This is a genomic window from Acidovorax sp. FG42 (assembly GCF_057809195.1).
In genome coordinates this window covers 48890-66589 of sequence record NZ_JBMDJM010000025.1, presented here as the reverse complement: position 1 = coordinate 66589, position 17700 = coordinate 48890, and the positions used below count along the sequence as shown (strand labels likewise).

Annotated in this window: 9 protein-coding genes; 6 read left to right on the top strand and 3 right to left on the bottom strand. The window is 67.0% G+C overall.

The features are described 5' to 3' along the window. Positions 1–29: 29 nt before the first annotated feature. From acnD to ACODSM_RS21260, 3 genes are read right to left on the bottom strand one after another with little or no spacing between them, the layout of a single operon-like run. Complete coding sequence (gene acnD / locus ACODSM_RS21270; protein ID WP_488806811.1) at positions 30–2666, bottom strand: Fe/S-dependent 2-methylisocitrate dehydratase AcnD; 2637 nt, start codon at positions 2664–2666, stop codon at positions 30–32. Between the two features lie 24 nt (positions 2667–2690). Then, entirely contained in the window at positions 2691–3854 is a 1164-nt protein-coding gene (gene prpC, locus ACODSM_RS21265; RefSeq protein ID WP_488806810.1) for a bifunctional 2-methylcitrate synthase/citrate synthase, read from the bottom strand. Beyond that, the gene (locus tag ACODSM_RS21260) at positions 3851–4249 is read right to left on the bottom strand and encodes an acyl-CoA thioesterase (protein ID WP_488806809.1); all 399 of its coding nucleotides are present in this window, start codon (positions 4247–4249) and stop codon (positions 3851–3853) included. The genes prpC and ACODSM_RS21260 overlap by 4 nt, the downstream gene beginning before the upstream one ends. A 148-nt stretch (positions 4250–4397) precedes the next feature. On the opposite strand from ACODSM_RS21260, the gene ACODSM_RS21255 reads away from it, so the two are divergent. The 6 genes from ACODSM_RS21255 to ligA all read left to right on the top strand — a co-directional run bounded on the left by ACODSM_RS21255 (position 4398) and on the right by ligA (position 17585). Beyond that, on the top strand, positions 4398–5849 hold the full coding sequence (locus ACODSM_RS21255; protein WP_488806808.1) for a short-chain fatty acyl-CoA regulator family protein: 1452 nt from the start codon (positions 4398–4400) through the stop codon (positions 5847–5849). A gap of 271 nt (positions 5850–6120) precedes the next feature. Then, positions 6121–9225, top strand: coding sequence for a bifunctional diguanylate cyclase/phosphodiesterase (locus ACODSM_RS21250; RefSeq protein ID WP_488806819.1), 3105 nt, complete (start codon positions 6121–6123; stop codon positions 9223–9225). A gap of 170 nt (positions 9226–9395) precedes the next feature. Beyond that, positions 9396–10427, top strand: a complete 1032-nt coding sequence (locus ACODSM_RS21245; RefSeq protein ID WP_488806807.1) for a GGDEF domain-containing protein — start codon at positions 9396–9398, stop codon at positions 10425–10427. Positions 10428–10688: 261 nt separating this feature from the next. Then, positions 10689–14213 carry a chromosome segregation protein SMC gene (smc, locus tag ACODSM_RS21240; protein WP_488806806.1) on the top strand — a complete coding sequence of 1175 codons (3525 nt, stop codon included), beginning with the start codon at positions 10689–10691 and terminating at the stop codon, positions 14211–14213. 16 nt (positions 14214–14229) lie between these two features. Continuing rightward, the gene (locus ACODSM_RS21235; RefSeq protein WP_488806805.1) at positions 14230–15345 is read left to right on the top strand and encodes a cell division protein FtsZ; all 1116 of its coding nucleotides are present in this window, start codon (positions 14230–14232) and stop codon (positions 15343–15345) included. A gap of 152 nt (positions 15346–15497) precedes the next feature. Beyond that, the gene (ligA, locus tag ACODSM_RS21230; RefSeq protein WP_488806804.1) at positions 15498–17585 is read left to right on the top strand and encodes an NAD-dependent DNA ligase LigA; all 2088 of its coding nucleotides are present in this window, start codon (positions 15498–15500) and stop codon (positions 17583–17585) included. The last annotated feature ends 115 nt before the right edge of the window (positions 17586–17700 follow it).

The following is a 17700-nucleotide window of genomic DNA, read 5'->3' as shown; positions in this document are numbered from 1 at the left end:
ATATCAAATTTGATAGCGTATGGCGCTTACTAGGCTTGCGCCAGAGCCTGTTTTTGTTCTGTATTCTTGGCAAGAAAGTCTTGCGCAAAGCGCTGCAGCACGCCGCCCGCCTGGTAGATGGAGACCTCTTCGGCCGTGTCGAGGCGGCATGTCATGGGCACCCGGGTGACTTCGCCATTTTTGCGGCGAATGACCAGGGTGAGTTCAGCACGGGGTTGGATGCCTCCCTCCACGCCATACACCTCCGTCCCATCCAGCCCCAGCGTGGTGCGGTTGACCCCCGCCCCAAACTCCAGCGGCAGCACCCCCATGCCGATCAGGTTGGTGCGGTGGATGCGCTCAAAGCCTTCGGCCACCACCACCTCCACCCCCGCCAGCCGCACGCCCTTGGCGGCCCAGTCGCGGCTGGAGCCTTGGCCGTAGTCGGCGCCCGCGATGATGATGAGCGGCTGGCGGCGGTGCAGGTAGGTTTCGATGGCCTCCCACATGCGCGTCACCTGGCCTTCGGGCTCCACGCGCGCCAGCGAGCCTTTCTGGACCTTGCCATTGACCACGGCCATCTCATTGACGAGTTGTGGGTTGGCAAACGTGGCGCGCAGGGCGGTGAGGTGGTCGCCCCGGTGCGTGGCGTAGGAGTTGAAATCCTCCTCCGGCACGCCCATGCGCGCCAGGTACTCGCCCGCCGCGCTGTCCTGCAGGATGGCGTTGGACGGTGAGAGGTGGTCGGTGGTGATGTTGTCGGGCAGGATGGCCAGCGGGCGCATGCCTTGCAGCGTGCGCGGGTGCGCGGCCAGCGCGCCAATGCCTTCGGTGTCCCAATAGGGCGGGCGGCGGATGTAGGTGGACTGCGGCCGCCAGTCGTACTGGGGCGACACGCGCGGGCCATCGTCGTGCCGGATGGCGAACATGGGCTCGTACACGGCGCGGTAGTGTGCGGGTTTCACGGCGGCCTTCACCACGGCGTCGATTTCTTCATCGCTGGGCCACAGGTCCTTGAGCCGGATAGGCTGGCCATCCACTACCGCCAGCACATCCTTTTCAATGTCAAACCGCACCGTGCCCGCAATCGCATAGGCCACGACCAGGGGCGGCGAGGCCAGGAACGCCTGCTTGGCGTACGGGTGGATGCGCCCGTCGAAGTTGCGGTTGCCCGAGAGCACTGCCGTGGCGTACAGGTCGCGGTCGATGATCTCCTGCTGGATGGCTGGGTCCAGCGCACCGCTCATGCCGTTGCAGGTGGTGCAGGCAAAGGCGACGATGCCAAAGCCCAGCGCTTCCAGGTCAGCCAGCAGACCAGCTTCTTTCAGGTACAGCTCCACCGCCTTGGAGCCGGGCGCGAGCGAGGTCTTGACCCAGGGCTTGCGCGTGAGGCTCAGCCGGTTGGCATTGCGCGCCAGCAGCGCGGCGGCGATCACGTTCCGCGGGTTGCTGGTGTTGGTGCAGCTGGTGATGGCGGCGATGACCACGGCGCCATCGGGCATCGTGCCTTCGCCCGGCGACGGCAGGGCCCAGGGGCCCGCAATGCCCCGGGCTGCCAGGTCAGACGTGGCCACGCGCGCATGCGGGTTGGAGGGGCCAGCCAGGCTGCGCACCACGGTAGACAGGTCAAAGCGCAGGGTGCGGTCGTACACAGCGCCCGCGAGCGCATCGGCCCACAAGCCAGCGGTTTTGGCATAGGTCTCGACCAGCTTGACTTGGCTGGCCTCGCGGCCGGTCAGCCGCAGGTAGTCAAGCGTCTGCTGGTCGATGCTGAACAGCGCCGCCGTGGCGCCATATTCCGGCGCCATGTTGGAGATGGTGGCGCGGTCGCCAATCGTGAGCTTGGCGGCGCCTTCGCCAAAGAACTCCAGGTAGGAACCGACCACCTTGGCCTTGCGCAAAAACTCGGTCAGCGCCAGCACCACGTCGGTGGCGGTGATTCCGTCCTGGCGCTGGCCCGTCAGCTCCACGCCCACCATCTCGGGCAGCCGCATCATCGATGCGCGGCCCAGCATCACGTTCTCGGCCTCCAGGCCGCCCACGCCGATGGCGATCACGCCCAGCGCATCCACATGCGGGGTGTGGCTGTCGGTGCCTACGCAGGTGTCGGGGTAGGCCACGCCCCGGTCGGCATGGACCACGGGCGACATTTTTTCCAGATTGATCTGGTGCATGATCCCGTTCCCCGCCGGGATCACATCCACGTTGGCAAAGGCTTTTTTCGTCCACTCGATGAAGTGAAAGCGGTCTTCGTTGCGGCGGTCTTCGATGGCGCGGTTCTTGGTAAATGCCTCGGGGTCGAACCCGCCACATTCCACGGCCAGCGAATGGTCCACGATGAGCTGCACCGGCACCACGGGGTTCACCTGGGCCGGGTCGCCGCCCTCCTTGGCAATCGCATCGCGCAGGCCCGCCAGGTCCACCAGCGCCGTCTGGCCCAGGATGTCGTGGCACACCACGCGCGCCGGGTACCAGGGGAAGTCGCGGTCGCGCTTGCGCTCGATGAGCTGGCGCAGGCAGTCGTTGACGGTGGCCGGGTCGGCGCGGCGCACGATGTTTTCGGCGTGCACGCGGGCGGTGTAGGGCAGGGTGACCCAGGCGCCAGGCTGCAGGGCCTCGACAGCGGCGCGGGCGTCGAAGTAGTCCAGCTGCGTGCCGGGCAGCGGCTTGCGATACAAGGTGTTCATGGGCGTGGGGCTGGGGGCGTTGTTTTACTTGCGGTCTTGGATCGGCACAAACGCCAGGTCTTCGGGCCCGGTGTAGTTCGCGCTCGGCCGGATGATCTTGTTGTCGATGCGCTGCTCGATGATGTGCGCCGCCCAGCCGCTGGTGCGTGCAATGACGAAAAGCGGCGTGAACATGGCGGTGGGCACGCCCATCATGTGGTAGCTCACGGCGCTGAACCAGTCGAGGTTGGGAAACATCTTTTTCACCTCCCACATCACCGATTCCAGCCGCTCGGCAATGTCGAACATCTTGGTGCTGCCCGCCTCGTGCGACAGGCTGCGCGCCACGCCCTTGATGACGACGTTGCGCGGGTCGCTCACGGTGTAGACCGGGTGGCCGAAGCCGATCACGACCTCCTTGGCCTCCACACGGCGGCGGATGTCGGCCTCGGCCTCGTCGGGGCTGTCGTAGCGCTTCTGGACCTCGAAGGCCACCTCGTTGGCGCCGCCGTGCTTGGGGCCGCGCAGCGCGCCGATGGCGCCGGTGATGGCCGAGTACATGTCGCTGCCCGTGCCTGCCACCACGCGGGCGGTGAAGGTGGAGGCATTGAACTCGTGCTCGGCATACAGGTTGAGCGAGGTGTGCATGGCGCGCTCCCAGGCCGCGCTGGGTGCTGTGCCATGCAGCAGGTGCAAAAAGTGCGCACCGATGGAGTCGTCATCCGTTTCCACCTCGATGCGGCGGCCCGAGCTGGCCCAGTGGTACCAGTAGAGCAGCATGGAGCCCAGCGATGCCATCAACCGGTCGGCGATGTCACGCGCACCGGGCAGGTTGTGGTCGTCCTTTTCTGGCAGCGCGCAGCCCAGGGCCGAGACCCCCGTGCGCATCACGTCCATGGGGTGGCTGGCGGCGGGCAGTTGCTCCAGCGCCTGCTTCACCGACAGAGGCAGGCCGCGCAAGGCCTTGAGCTTGGCCTTGTAGGCACGCAGCTCGGCACGTGTGGGCAGCTTGCCGTGCACCAGTAGGTGGGCGATTTCTTCAAACTCGCAGACCTCGGCAATGTCCAGGATGTCGTAGCCCCGGTAGTGCAGGTCGTTGCCCGTGCGGCCCACGGTGCACAGGGCGGTGTTGCCCGCCGTCACGCCCGACAGGGCCACGGATTTCTTGGGCTTGAAGCCCGGGGTTTCAACGGTGGTGGGGGTGTTCATGGGGTCTCCTCCGGGTTCAGATAGGCGTTGGCGATGGGCGTGGGTCGGCCTTTGGCGTCCACGGCCACCATGTCGAAAACCCCTTGCAGCACGGCCTCCGGTGGCGAGCCCAGCGTGGCGGCCAGGCCGTTCACGCACACGGTGAGCGAGCTGCGGCCCACGCGGCTGACCCAGGCGCGCAGCGTGAGCACATGGCCCACAGGCACCGGGGCCAGAAAACGCACATCGGTCACGCCCGCCATCACCACGTCGCGCGCTGCGGCACTGCGCGCCGCCAGAAACGCCGCCTTGGCCATGAGTTGCAGGGCGTTGCCGCCAAACAGCGTACCGTAGTGGTTGGCTTCGGTGGGGAAGACGATTTCCGTCAGTTCGACGGTGCCTTGAGGGGTTGTCATGCTTCGCAATTTACGCACAATGGCACCCCTCTGTAAGGGCTGAATTGGCGAATGATTGCGAAGGTAGTGCCTGTGATTTGCAAAATTTGCGAATTATTTGCAGATTGGTTTTGCGAACGAATGGCGCGGCCGGAGAGCGAAAGAAACGATGAAAAAAACCTTCATGGGCGTGCGCCTGCGCCGCCTGCGCGAAGAACGCGGCATGACCCAGGTGGCGCTGGCGCGTGCGCTGGATCTGTCGGCCAGCTACCTGAACCAGCTGGAGCAGAACCAGCGCCCGCTCACCGTGCCGGTGCTGCTCAAGATCAACGCCGTGTTCGGCGTGGATGTGCAGCGGTTCTCCGATGACGATGAGGCGCGCCTCATCACCGGCCTGCGCGAGGTGCTGGCCGACCTGCCTGCGGGTGTGGGCGGCGAGTGCGCTGGCGATGCTGTGTCGCTCGCCGAAATCCGCGAGCTGGCCGCCGGCATGCCCGCCGTGGCGCGCACGCTGCTCGCGCTGCACCAGCGGCACCGCCAGGCGCTCGAACGCCTGGCCGCCCTGGGCAACGACCGGGGCGGCGAGGGCGCTACGGCCCACCACCCGCCCATGGCCTATGAAGAAGTGCGCGACTTCTTCTTCGCGCGCCAGAACCACATTGCCGAGCTGGACGACGCCGCCGAGCAGTGCGCTGCCGACTGGGGCCTGCTGCCCGGCCGCGCGGACGAGGCGCTGGCCCAGCGCCTGCTGGCCGCCCATGGCGTGCGGGTGGTGGATGTGGCCGACCTGCCGGGGCAGGCGCAGCGCGTGTTCCAGTCTGAAACCGGCGTGCTGCAGCTGGCGGCGGGGCTGGAGCGGGGGCAGCGGGCGTTTCAGATGGCAACGCAGCTGGCGTTTCTGGAGCAGGGCGCCGAGCTGCAACGCCTGGCCGCTGGCGCCGGTTTGTCCAGCGACCAGGCTCGGGCACTGGCGCGCATCGGCTTGGCCAACTACTTTGCGGGGGCGCTGGTATTGCCCTACACCGCCTTTTTGCGGGCGGCCGAGGGGCACCACTACGACATCGACCGGCTGGGCCAGCAGTTTGGCGTGGGTTTCGAGACCGTGTGCCACCGCCTGTCCACCCTGCAGCGGCCCAGTGCGCGGGGTGTGCCCTTCTTCTTCATCCGCGTGGACCGCGCGGGCAACATCAGCAAGCGGCAGTCGGCCACACATTTCCACTTCAGCAAGATCGGCGGCACCTGCCCGCTGTGGAACGTGTACGAGGCCTTTGCCCAGCCCGGGCGCATCGTGCCGCAGGTGGCGCGCATGCCGGATGGGCGGGCTTACCTGTGGGTGGCGCGCACCGTGTCGCGCAGCGGGGGCGGGTGGGGCGTGCCGGGCAAGGAGTTCTCGGTGGCGCTGGGCTGCGACATCCGCCACGCGCCGCAGCTGGTGTACTCGCGCGGGCTCGACTTGGCACGCCCTGAAGCCGCCGTACCGATCGGCATGGGCTGCAAGGTGTGCGAGCGCGACGCCTGCCCGCAGCGCGCGTTTCCGCCCATCGGGCGGGCGCTGGATGTGAACGAAAACCGCAGCCGGTTTGCGCCGTACCCGGTGGCCACGGGCGCAGTCATCGGGTAAACCCGTGGGTGCGTGGACTATGAAATATGCTCATCAATTCATAGCTTGTCAGGCATGCCACTGTGGCGCTGGAGGCACTTTTTTCTTAAATTTTTCGCCGTAACCAAATGTTGGCTCCACAGGGGCTGGATTGCCGCTATCCTGCGCAACTTGCATGGCTTCCGGCCCCATTGGGGGCTGGTAACGCAAAGGTGCGTCTCTGACTTCTTTCCATCCCTCCCCGCTGGCTGCGCAGGCGCCCCAAAGCCGTTATCGACATTGGGTGGCGGGCATTGGGGTGGCTGCCTTGGGCCTGGTGCTCAGTTTGTGGCTGGCGCAGCACCAGGCTGCGTCGATGGCCCAGATTGAGGAGGCCCGCTTCACACAGGAAACCAGGGCGTTCTCCGACGCACTGAGCCAGCGCATCGCAGGCCATACCGAGGTGGTCAATGGGCTGCGGGGCCTTTTCACCGCCAACCCGCGCCTGTCGCGCCTGGACTTTGAACGGGCCGCCAGCGAGATGGAGGTGGGCCAGCGGTACCCCGGCGTGCGCAACCTGTCCTTCACACGCTGGGTGCCCGGGCCCGAGCGCGAGGCCTACGAGGCCCGGGTGCGGGCCGACACCTCGCTGTCCCCCGAAGGCTTGCCCCAATTCAAGATCCACCCCCCCGGTGAGCGGCCCGAATACTTTGTGGCCGAGTACCTCTGGCCGATGTTTGGCAACGAGGGGGTGCTGGGGCTGGACATCAGCGCACAGCCCACCAACTTGGCGGCGATGCGCTACAGCCGCGACAGTGGGCAGACCGTGGTGTCCGCCCCGTTCGACCTGCTGCAGGAATCCTCGCACCGCGCGGGCATCGTCATCCGCGTGCCGGTGTTCGACCCCACGGCTGGCACGGCCGAGCAGCGTTTTGTGGGTGCGGTGGCCTCCACGCTGCGGGTCTATGACCTGGTGCAAGGGCTGGGCAGCCAAGGGTATTTGAACGGGATCGCCGTTGCCATGGACGACCTGGGGCCCGTGCGCGCCAACTCCGGTGACAACGCCGTGCGACCCTTGCTGGAGCAGACCGCCCCAGGCCTGCCTGGGGCCCGGCCCCTGGTGCGCGTGCTGGCGGTGCACGACCGGCGCTGGCAGCTCACCTTCTACCCCACCCGCTCGTTCCTTACACCGTCTGAGACCAGCCTGCCATGGCTGGCCGGGCTGGCTGCCGCGCTGGTGTCGCTGCTGCTGGCGTCCACCGTGGCCTTGCTGGTGCGCCAGCGCACGCTGGCGCTCGTGCGTGCACAGCTGTCCGACGAGGCGCGGCGCGAGAGCGAGGAACGGTTTCGGGCACTCTTCAACCAGACCACCGTGGGGGTCGCGCAGGTGGACTCGGCCACGGGCCAGTTCGTGCGTGCCAACCAGCGCTACGCCGACATCCTGGGCTACACCCCCCAGGAGCTGGTGGGCATGACCTTTCAGAGCCTTACCCACACCGACGACTTGGCGGCGGATCTGGCCCATGTCCGGCGGTTGCAGAGCGGCGATGTCCCCGAGTACCGGCTGGAAAAGCGCTACATCCACAAGGACGGGCACGAGGTCTGGGGCGACCTCACCGTGTCGTCGATGTGGGCCTCGGGCTCGGCGCCGGGCTACCACATTGCCGTGGTGCAGGACATCACAGCCCGCAAGCGCATGGAAGAAAACCTGCGCGCCAACGAACAACGCCTGCGCGGCATCCTGGAGCGCCTGCCCATGGGCCTGTGCCTGGTGCAGGACGACGGTCTGATCAGTTTTCGCAACGCGCGCTATGTGCAGATCTGTGGCTACACGCAGGAGGAAGTGCCCGACACCAACACCTGGTGGCAGCGCGCCTACCCCGACGCTACCGAGCGGGAGGCCATCCGCCAGCGGCAGCTGGATACCTTGCACCAGGGCATCATCCCGCTGGCCGAATACACCATTCGCTGCGCTGACGGCAAATACAAGCCGGTGGAGATCTCCGGCATCTTTGTGGAAGGCGGGCGCCTGATCACCATGCAGGACCTGAGCGAGCGCAAGGCGGCCGAGGAAGAGATCAACCAGCTGGCCTACTACGACCCGCTCACCCGCCTGCCCAACCGCCGTCTGCTGATGGACCGTCTGCAGCAGGCGCTGGCCACCAGTGCGCGCCACCAGCGCAGCGGCGCCTTGCTGATGCTGGACCTGGACAACTTCAAGACAGTGAACGAAACCCGGGGCCACGACCGGGGCGATGCCTTGCTGCTGCAGGTGGCGCACCGGCTGCGCAGTTGTGTGCACGAGGACGACACCGTGGCCCGCCAGGGCGGCGACGAATTTGTGGTGGTGCTGGAAGACCTGGGCGACAGCCCTGAAGAGGCCGCTGCACGCGCCGAAGACGTGGGCCAGCGCATCTTGGGCGTGCTGCGCGAGCCGTACCAGATCGACGGCGACGCGCACCACAGCTCGCTGAGCATGGGCGTCACCATTTACAGCGGCACACGCGAGACGGTGGATGAACTCCTCAAGCGCGCTGACCTGGCGCTGTATCAGGCCAAGAATGCGGGGCGCGACACCTTGCGCTTTTATGACCCCCAGATGCAGGCCGTGGTCAGCGCCCGCGCTACGCTAGAGCTGGACATGCGCGTGGGCCTGGCCCAGGGCCAGTTCGAGCTGTACTACCAGCCCCAGATCGACCACGGCCGCATCATCGGCGCCGAGGCCCTGCTGCGCTGGCGGCACCCGCGCGACGGCTTCATCTCGCCCGCGCATTTCATCCCGCTGGCCGAAGAAACCGGCCTGATCCTGCCGCTGGGCGAATGGGTGCTGCAGGCGGCCTGCCGCCGCCTGGCCGCGTGGGCCCAGCAGCCCGACCTGGCCACGCTGAGCCTGGCGGTCAACGTGAGTCCCCGGCAGTTCCACCAGACCGGTTTTGTGGCGCAAGTGCTTGCCGCACTGGCGGTGGCCGGGGCCGACGGCCACCAGCTCAAGCTGGAGATGACCGAAGGCCTGCTGCTGCAGGACGTGGAAGACACCATCGACAAGATGGGCCAGCTACGGGGCTACGGCGTGGGCTTTTCGCTGGACGACTTTGGCACCGGTTATTCATCGCTCAGTTACCTCAAGCGCCTGCCGCTGGACCAGCTCAAGATCGACCAGAGCTTTGTGCGCGACGTGCTCACCGACCCCAATGACGCCGCCATTGCACGCACGGTGGTGGCCCTGGGCACCAGCCTGGGCCTGCGCGTGATCGCGGAGGGCGTGGAAACCGAGGCACAGCGCGAGTTTCTGGAGCGCCACCACTGCCACGCCTGGCAGGGCTTTTTGCTTAGCCCGCCCGTGGCCGTGGCCGAGTTCGAGGCACTGGTCCGCCGCACGAACGGTGCACTGGCTGGCACCCTGGATGGAGGCCATTGATGGCGTGGGCCCTGCGCCGGGCCCGGGCGTGCGGAGCCATGGAAGGGGGGCGGGTGGCAACGCGACGCCGTAGACCCTTTGCATTCGCAGGCTGGCTGCGCGACCTATGATGCGGGCGCTTGATCGCCACCGCCTCCATGTTCTTCAAAAAGCCTTCACCTCCCGCATCCGTGCCATTGCCGCAAGGCTTTGACGCACAGCGCGAGCGCTCGGTGATTGCCGAGATGCTGCTCAAGCGCTCTGCCAAGCTGATCCTGGGGCGCAGCGAGCTGGAGATCATCCGCGGGGTGTGCCAGGCCATTGTGGATGTCACCAGTCACATCCGCCTGGCGTGGACCTGGTTCGGCCCGACTGACACGCACACCATCCGCCCGCAGGTGTACGCAGGCCCGGCGGCCGCTTATGCCGAGTCGCTGACCATCGAGCGCAACCTGCTCACCCGCATCGGCCCTGCCTTCACCACGCTGGAGGGCAAGTCTGCGGGCCCTTTCACGGTGTCGCAGCTTTCCCCGTTTGGCCCCTGGCGCGAGGCGGCACGCCACCACGGTATCCATCACGTGCTGGCCTTGCCCATTGCCTCCACCTTCAATGGCTACAGCGGCATCTTTGTGCTGTACGCCGACCGCGATGGCTACTTTGACGAGGTTGGCGAGAGCCTGTTTGCGGGGCTGGCTGAACTGTTCGGCTCGCTCATGACCGTGGCCGCCGAGCGCCAGGAGCTGCAGCGCGCCGCTTACCACGATGCGCTGACCGGGCTGCTGAACCGCCACGCGGTGGACCTGATCGACCGGCGTGTGTACCGGGCCTCCTTGTTTGAGCCCGCTTCGTCCATCCTGCTCATGGACCTGGACCGGTTCAAGAGCATCAACGACCGCTTTGGCCACGATGCGGGCGACAAGGCCCTGCAGGCAGTGGCCCGGGTGCTGACCGATGCCCTGCGGCGCGGCGACGAGATCATTCGCTGGGGCGGCGAGGAGTTTCTGGTCTGCCTGCCCCAGACCGCACTGCCCGACGCGCTGAAGGTGGCCGAAAAGCTGCGCCGCGCGGTGGAGGGCATCACCGAGCCCGAGCAGCTCACCGTGTCCATTGGCGCGTGCGAGATCTCCGCGCTGCAGCACCTGCCCCAGGCAGTGACCCGCGCGGACGAGGCTCTGTTCAAGGCCAAGTTGGGCGGGCGTAACCAGGTGTGTGTGCTGCCTTGATGATCGTCGCCTTTGGCTATCAAAATCAATAGCAAGAAAGCCATATTGCACTAGCGCATCAGGCCGATTTGGCTGGATTTTTGGTGCCAGCCGGCCTGCGGGCACCCCTGGCGGCCCTTGCGCTCCGGGGCCGGGCAGGCGGCGCGGTATCATTCCGGCCTTGCCCATACCCGGCCCTGCCGGTGTGTTGTACGCCGGGACTGCGCACCGGCGCCCTGGTTGACCGCCGCGTCTCTTCTGCATCTACCCGCCATCTGATCCGTGCGTCTTACCTCGATCAAGCTCTCCGGCTTCAAGTCGTTCGCTGAACCCACCAATTTCATGCTGCCCGGGCAACTGGTCGGCGTGGTGGGGCCTAACGGCTGCGGCAAGTCCAACATCATGGACGCGGTGCGCTGGGTGCTGGGCGAGAGCAAGGCCAGCGAGCTGCGCGGCGAGAGCATGCAGGACGTGATCTTCAGCGGCACCACCACCCGCAAGCAGGCCAGCCGCGCCAGTGTGGAGCTGGTGTTCGACAACTCCGACCACCGCGCGGGCGGCCAGTGGGGCCAGTTTGGCGAAATCGCGGTGCGCCGCGTGCTCACCCGCGATGGCACCAGCAGCTACTTTCTGAACAACCAGCCTGTGCGCCGCCGCGACGTGCAGGACGTGTTCCTGGGCACGGGCCTCGGGCCCCGCGCCTACGCCATCATCGGCCAGGGCACCATCAGCCGCATCATCGAATCGCGCCCCGAGGAACTGCGGCTGTTCCTGGAGGAAGCGGCGGGCGTCTCCAAATACAAAGAGCGCCGTCGCGAGACCGAAAACCGCCTGTCGGATACGCGCGAGAACCTCACGCGGGTCGAAGACATCTTGCGCGAGCTGAACGCCAACCTCGAAAAGCTCGAAAAGCAGGCCGAGGTGGCCGCCAAGTACAACACCCTGCATGCAGACGCGACGCTCAAGCAGCATCAGCTGTGGTTTTTGAAGCGGGCCGAGGCCGAAGAGCAGCAGAACAAGGTGCGCCTCGATGGCCTGCAGGCCGTGAACGACCTCGAATCGCGCATGGCCGACCTGCGCGCCGTGGAGTCGGACCTCGAAACCATCCGCCAGGCCCACTACGCTGCAGGCGACCAGGTCAACCAGGCCCAGGGCAAGCTCTACGAAGCCACGGCCGAAGTCGGCAAGCTCGAAGCCGAGATCCGCTACGTGGTCGAAGGCCGCCAGCGCGTGGAGCAGCGCTTGGTGCAGCTGGCCGAGCAGATCGCCCAGTGGCAGGCCCGCAAGGAAGACGCCGATGTGGAGCTGGAAAACCTGGCCGGTGCCGGTGTGGACGCCGAAGAGCGCGCCGAACTGCTCGCCGCCCAGGTCGAAGAGCAGGCCATGCAGCTGCCCGACCTGGAAGAAGCCCTGCGCCAGGCCCAGGCCCGCACGGCCGAGCAGCGCAGTAGCGTCGTGCAGGTGCAGCAGCAGATTGGCGTGTTGGCCGCCGAGCAGCGCAGCTTTGACGAGCAAAGCCGCCAGCTGGACGCCCGCTTTGAACGCCTGCGTACCGACCGCAACGCGCTGGCCGCGCCCGATGAAGCCCGCCTGAACAACCTGCGCGAGCAACTCGAAGAAGCGCAGGAGATTGCCGAAACCACCGAGGCACGGTTGTATGAACTGCAGGAGTCCGTGCCCCAGCTGGACGAAGACCGCCGCGCCCGCCAGCAGGCGGTGAACGCCGAAAGCGCGCGCCAGGCCGAGCTGTCGGCCCGCATGGAGGCCCTGAAGGCCCTGCAGGAAAAGGTCAAGACCGACGGCAAGCTGCGCCCCTGGCTCGCCAAACACGGCCTCGATGGCCTGCAAGGCCTGTGGAGCCGCATCCACATCGAGCCCGGCTGGGAAAACGCGCTCGAAGCCGCCCTGCGCGAGCGTCTGGCCGCGCTGGAAGTGGGCCGCCTGGACATGGTGCGCGGTTTTCTGGGCTCCGGCGGCAACGATGCGCCCCCGGCGCGCCTGGCCTTTTACAGCGCGCCTGCGGCCGGCCAGCCCGAGGCGCCGTCCCAGCACCAGCGCCTGTCCGATCTGCTGCGCCTGAATGACGCGGGCCTGCGTGCCGTGCTCACCGACTGGCTGCAGGGCTGCTATACGGCCCCCACGCTGGACGAAGCCCTGGCCCGCCGCAGCCAGTTGCAACCTGGGGAGACGGTGTTTGTGCCCACGGGCCATGCCGTCAGCGCCCACAGCGTGAGCTTTTATGCGCAGGACTCCGAGCAGTCCGGCATGTTGGCCCGCGCGCAAGAGATCGAACACCTTGAAAAGGAACTGCGCGCGCAGGCCCTGATCGCCGAAGAATCGCGCACCGCCCTGGTCCGCGCCGAGGCCGCCTATGCCGATGCCTCGCAGCGCCTGGTGTCCGCCCGCCGCGAAGCGACCGAGGCCCAGAGCCGTGCGCACGAGCTGCAGGTGGAGACCCTGCGCCTGACGCAACTGGCCGAGCAGACCCGCGCCCGCAGCGCACAGATCGACGGCGACCTGGCTGAGGTCGAGGCCCAGCTGGCCGACCTGCAGGAGCGCCGTGTGGCCGCCGAGGCGCGCTTTGAAGAGCTGGACATGCAACTGGCCGACAGCCAGGAGCGCGAGGCCCAGTTGGGCGACAAGGTCATCGAGGCGGAGCGCAAGCTGGCCGCCTGCCGTGAACAGCAGCGCACGCTGGAGCGTCAGGCGCAAGAGGCCACGTTCTCGCAGCGCAGCCTGGAGGCGCGCCGCGCTGAATTGAACCGCTCCATCGAAACCGCCACCCAGCAGGCCAAGGCCCTGGCCGACGAAGAGCAGCGTGCGCGCGATGAACTCGCCCGCCTGTCCGACGCCGCCGCGCAGGGCGGCCTGCAGGCCGCGCTGGAGCTCAAGATGGAGCGCGAGAAAGCCCTGGCCGCCCAGCGCAGCGAATACGACGACCTGACCACCAAGCTGCGCGCCAGCGACGAACGCCGCATGCAGCTGGAGCGCGCCCTCGACCCGCTGCGCCAGCGCATCACCGAGTTCCAGCTCAAGGAACAGGCCGCGCGCCTGGGCCTGGAGCAGTACACCACCTTGCTGCAAGACGCCCAGGCCGACCTGGAGGCCGTGGCCCGCTCCATCGAGGAAGGCAATGTGCGCATCGGCGGTCTGCAAAGCGAAATCGACCGCCTGCACCGCGAGATCACGGCCCTGGGCGCGGTCAACCTGGCCGCGCTGGATGAGCTCAAGCTGGCCAGCGAGCGCAAGGTGTTCCTCGACGCGCAGACCGCTGACCTGACCGAGGCCATGAACACGCTCGAGGACGCGATCCGCAAGATCGACGGCGAAACGCGCCAGCTGCTCTCGGGCACCTTTGACACCGTGAACGCGCACTTTGGCCGCATGTTCCCCGAGCTGTTCGGCGGCGGCCAGGCCAAGCTCATCATCACCGGGGACGAAATTCTGGATTCGGGCGTGCAGGTGATGGCGCAGCCGCCCGGCAAGAAGAACCAGACCATCCACCTGCTGTCGGGTGGCGAGAAGGCCCTCACCGCCATTGCGCTGGTGTTTGCCATCTTCCAGCTCAACCCCGCGCCGTTCTGTCTGCTGGACGAGGTGGACGCGCCGCTGGACGACGCCAACACCGAACGTTATGCCAAGCTGGTGTCCAGCATGAGCAAGGGCACGCAGTTTTTGTTCATCAGCCACAACAAGATCGCGATGGAAATGGCCGAGCAACTGATCGGCGTGACCATGCAGGAGCAGGGCGTGTCGCGCATCGTGGCGGTGGACATGGAGTCCGCTTTGTCGATGGTGGACGCTTGAACCCATTCATTCAAACATGAGCACATTGCAACTGAGTCTGGCCATCATCGGTGGCCTGGTGCTGGCCCTGATCGTGGCCTACAACACCTGGACCTCGCGCCGCAACGCGCCCAAGCGCGCCTTGCCCCAAGACAGTGAACATGCGGCAGAACCCGCATTGCGCCAAGAGCCCGGCTTTGATGCAGGCGCGGCCGGTGCGATGCCCCCCGGCGAGTTCCACGGCCTGGACCGAGGACCGGAGCCGTCGGAACACACCGTGGACGCGGGCGAAGCCCTGCAACTGCCCGTGCCGCCGTTTTCGCCCGAGCGCCGCCCGGGGCTGGACCCGCTCATCGATGTGATCGCCTCGCTACAGCCCGAGCATGTGGTGTCCGGCGACGCGGCGCTGGCCGCATTGCCGCCCACCCGCCGCGCAGGCAGCAAGCCCTTTGCCATCGAAGGCCTGAACGAAGCCACCCAGCAGTGGGAAACCCCGGCCCCCGGTCAGCGCTACCAGTCCTTCCAGGCGGGCGTGCAATTGGCCAACCGCATGGGCGCGCTCAACGAGATCGAGTTTTCCGAGTTCGTGGTCAAGGCCCAGGCCTTTGCTGACGCCATTAACGCTGCCCCCGACTTCCCCGACATGCTGCAGGAAGTGGCCCGTGCTCGCGAGCTGGACCAGTTCGCCAGCGACCACGACGCCCAGCTCATGTTCATGCTGCGCGCCCGCCAGGCTGCCTGGAGCCCGGGCTACGTGCAGCAGAACGCCGCCCGCCTGGGCTTTGTGCCCGGTGCCATGCCCGGCCGCCTGGTGCTGCCCGCCAGCACCCAGGGTCTGCCGCCGCTACTCACGCTGGGCTACGACACCCAGGCTGCTCTGGCCGACGACCCCGACCAGTCCGCCATCCGCGACATCACGCTGAGCCTGGACGTCGCCCAGGTCCACCGCACCGAGCAGCCCTTCGCCCGCCTGCGCGACGTGGCCGCCGCCCTGTGCCAGGCCATGGATGGCGTGCTGTGCGACCAGAACGGCACGCCGCTGCCCGCCATGGCCATGGACCCGATCGCTGCCGACCTGGAGCTGCTGTATGACCAGCTCGATGGACGCGATCTGTCGGCGGGGTCGGTGTTGGCGCGGCGCCTGTTCAGCTAAAGATATGAAGCACCCCCTGAGCCGCCTTCGGCGTCTTCCCCCTCAAGGGGGACGACACCTTCGCTGCGGGGCGGCCCTGGCTCGGTGTCCCTGGCATGGACTGCGCCAGTCGTATAGGCCGCATACGGTGCACAGCGGGGTCGATCACTGAAATGACCGAGAATTTCGACCTTTTTTCGGCCTCAGCGCCCGTGGATCAAGCGCAGACAGCTATCAAAATCAAAGCGCTGCGCGACCAGCTCAACCAGTGGGCCCACCAGTACTACGTGCTGGACGAGCCCACCGTGCCCGACGCCGAATACGACCGCGTGTTCCGCGAGCTGCAGGCGCTGGAAGCCGCGCACCCCGACCTTGTCACCCCCGATTCGCCCACGCAGCGCGTGATTGGCGCGGTGATGGAGGGCCTGGCCCCCGTGCGCCACACGGTGCCCATGCTCAGCATCCACACCGAAACCGACACCGAAGCGACGGGCGCCCAGGCGTTTGATGCCCGCGTGCGGCGCGAACTGGGCCTGACCGATGCCGACCCTGCCATCGAATACGTGGCCGAGCCCAAGTTCGACGGCCTGGCCATGAGCCTGCGCTACGAAAACGGCCGCCTGGCGCAGGCTGCCACGCGGGGCGATGGCGAGGTGGGCGAGGACGTGACGCACAACATCCGCACGATCCGCCAGATCCCGCTGACCTTGCCCGACGGCGTGCCTTCTGTGCTCGAAGTGCGTGGCGAGGTCTACATGCGCCGTGCCGACTTCGACGCACTCAACGAGCGTCAGCGGGAGCAGGGCGGCAAGACCTTTGTGAACCCGCGCAATGCCGCCGCTGGCGCAGTGCGCCAGCTCGACTCCAACATCACCGCCCAGCGGCCCCTGAGCTTTTTTGCCTATGGTCTGGGCGCGATCACGCCGCCTGCCGAAGGTGGGCCGGTGTTCCGCACGCACTACGAGATGCTGCAGAAGCTGAAATCCTGGGGATTTCCGGTGGCAGCGCAGGTACAGATTGCGGTGGGTGCTACTGAATTGGTAGCGTTTCACCAGCAGGTGGGTGCCAGCCGCGATGCGCTGCCGTACGACATCGACGGTGTGGTTTACAAGGTCAACTCGTTGCAGCTGCAGCGTGACTTGGGCTTCAAGACCCGCGAACCGCGCTGGGCCGTGGCGCACAAGTACCCGGCGCAGGAGATGGCCACCAAGATCGAAGGCATCGACGTGCAGGTGGGGCGCACCGGCAAGATCACGCCTGTGGCACGCTTGGCGCCGGTGTTTGTGGGTGGGGTCACCGTGACCAATGCCACGCTGCACAACCTGTTCGAGATCCGCAAGAAGGGTGTGCGCGTGGGTGACACCGTCATCGTGCGCCGTGCGGGGGACGTGATTCCCGAGGTCGTGGGTGTCATGCCAGGGCAGCGTTCGAGGTATGTGCCCAACTTCCGCATGCCCACAGCCTGCCCCGTATGCGGCAGCGCCGTGGTGCGCGAAAAGGGCGAGGCCAACCACCGCTGCACCGGCGGCCTGTTCTGCGCCGCGCAGCGCAAGGAGGCGATCCTGCACTTTGCCGCGCGCCGCGCCATGGACATCGAGGGCCTCGGCGACAAGCTGGTGGACCAGTTGGTGGACGCCAACGTGATCCGCACACTGCCCGACCTGTACCGGCTGGGCCTGACCTCGCTCATTGCGCTGGAGCGCATGGCCGAGAAATCGGCCCAGAACGTGCTGGCGGCGCTCGAAAAGTCCAAACAGACCACGCTGCCGCGCTTCTTGTTTGCCCTGGGCATCCGCCACGTGGGCGAGGCCACAGCCAAGGACCTGGCGCGGCATTTCGGAGTGCTTGACGCCATCATGGATGCGACGGAAGAGCAGCTGCTGGCCGTCAACGACGTGGGCCCCATCGTGGCCAAGGCCATCCGCACCTTCTTTGAACAGCCGCACAACCGCGAAGTGGTCGAGCAGCTGCGTGCCTGCGGCGTGACCTGGCCCGAAGGCCCGGTGGCCGAGCGTGCCCCGCAGATCCTGGCGGGCAAGACGGTGGTGCTGACCGGTACCTTGCCGACGCTCAGCCGCGACGCGGCCAAGGACATGCTCGAAGCCGCAGGCGCCAAGGTGGCCGGCTCCGTCAGTAAGAAGACCAGTTACGTGGTGGCGGGCGAAGAAGCCGGCAGCAAGCTGGTCAAGGCCCAGGAACTGGGCGTGCCCGTGCTGGACGAAGCCGGCATGCTGGAACTGTTGTCAGGCCAAGGTGTCTGACGGAGCACGGTGCACCATGCCCGACTCTGCTTTTGCGTTCTCCATCCCCTTTTTCCTTCCTGACCGGCCCCTGGTGGGGCGGTCCTGAAGCGACCCCTTATTTCCCGGCGATTCA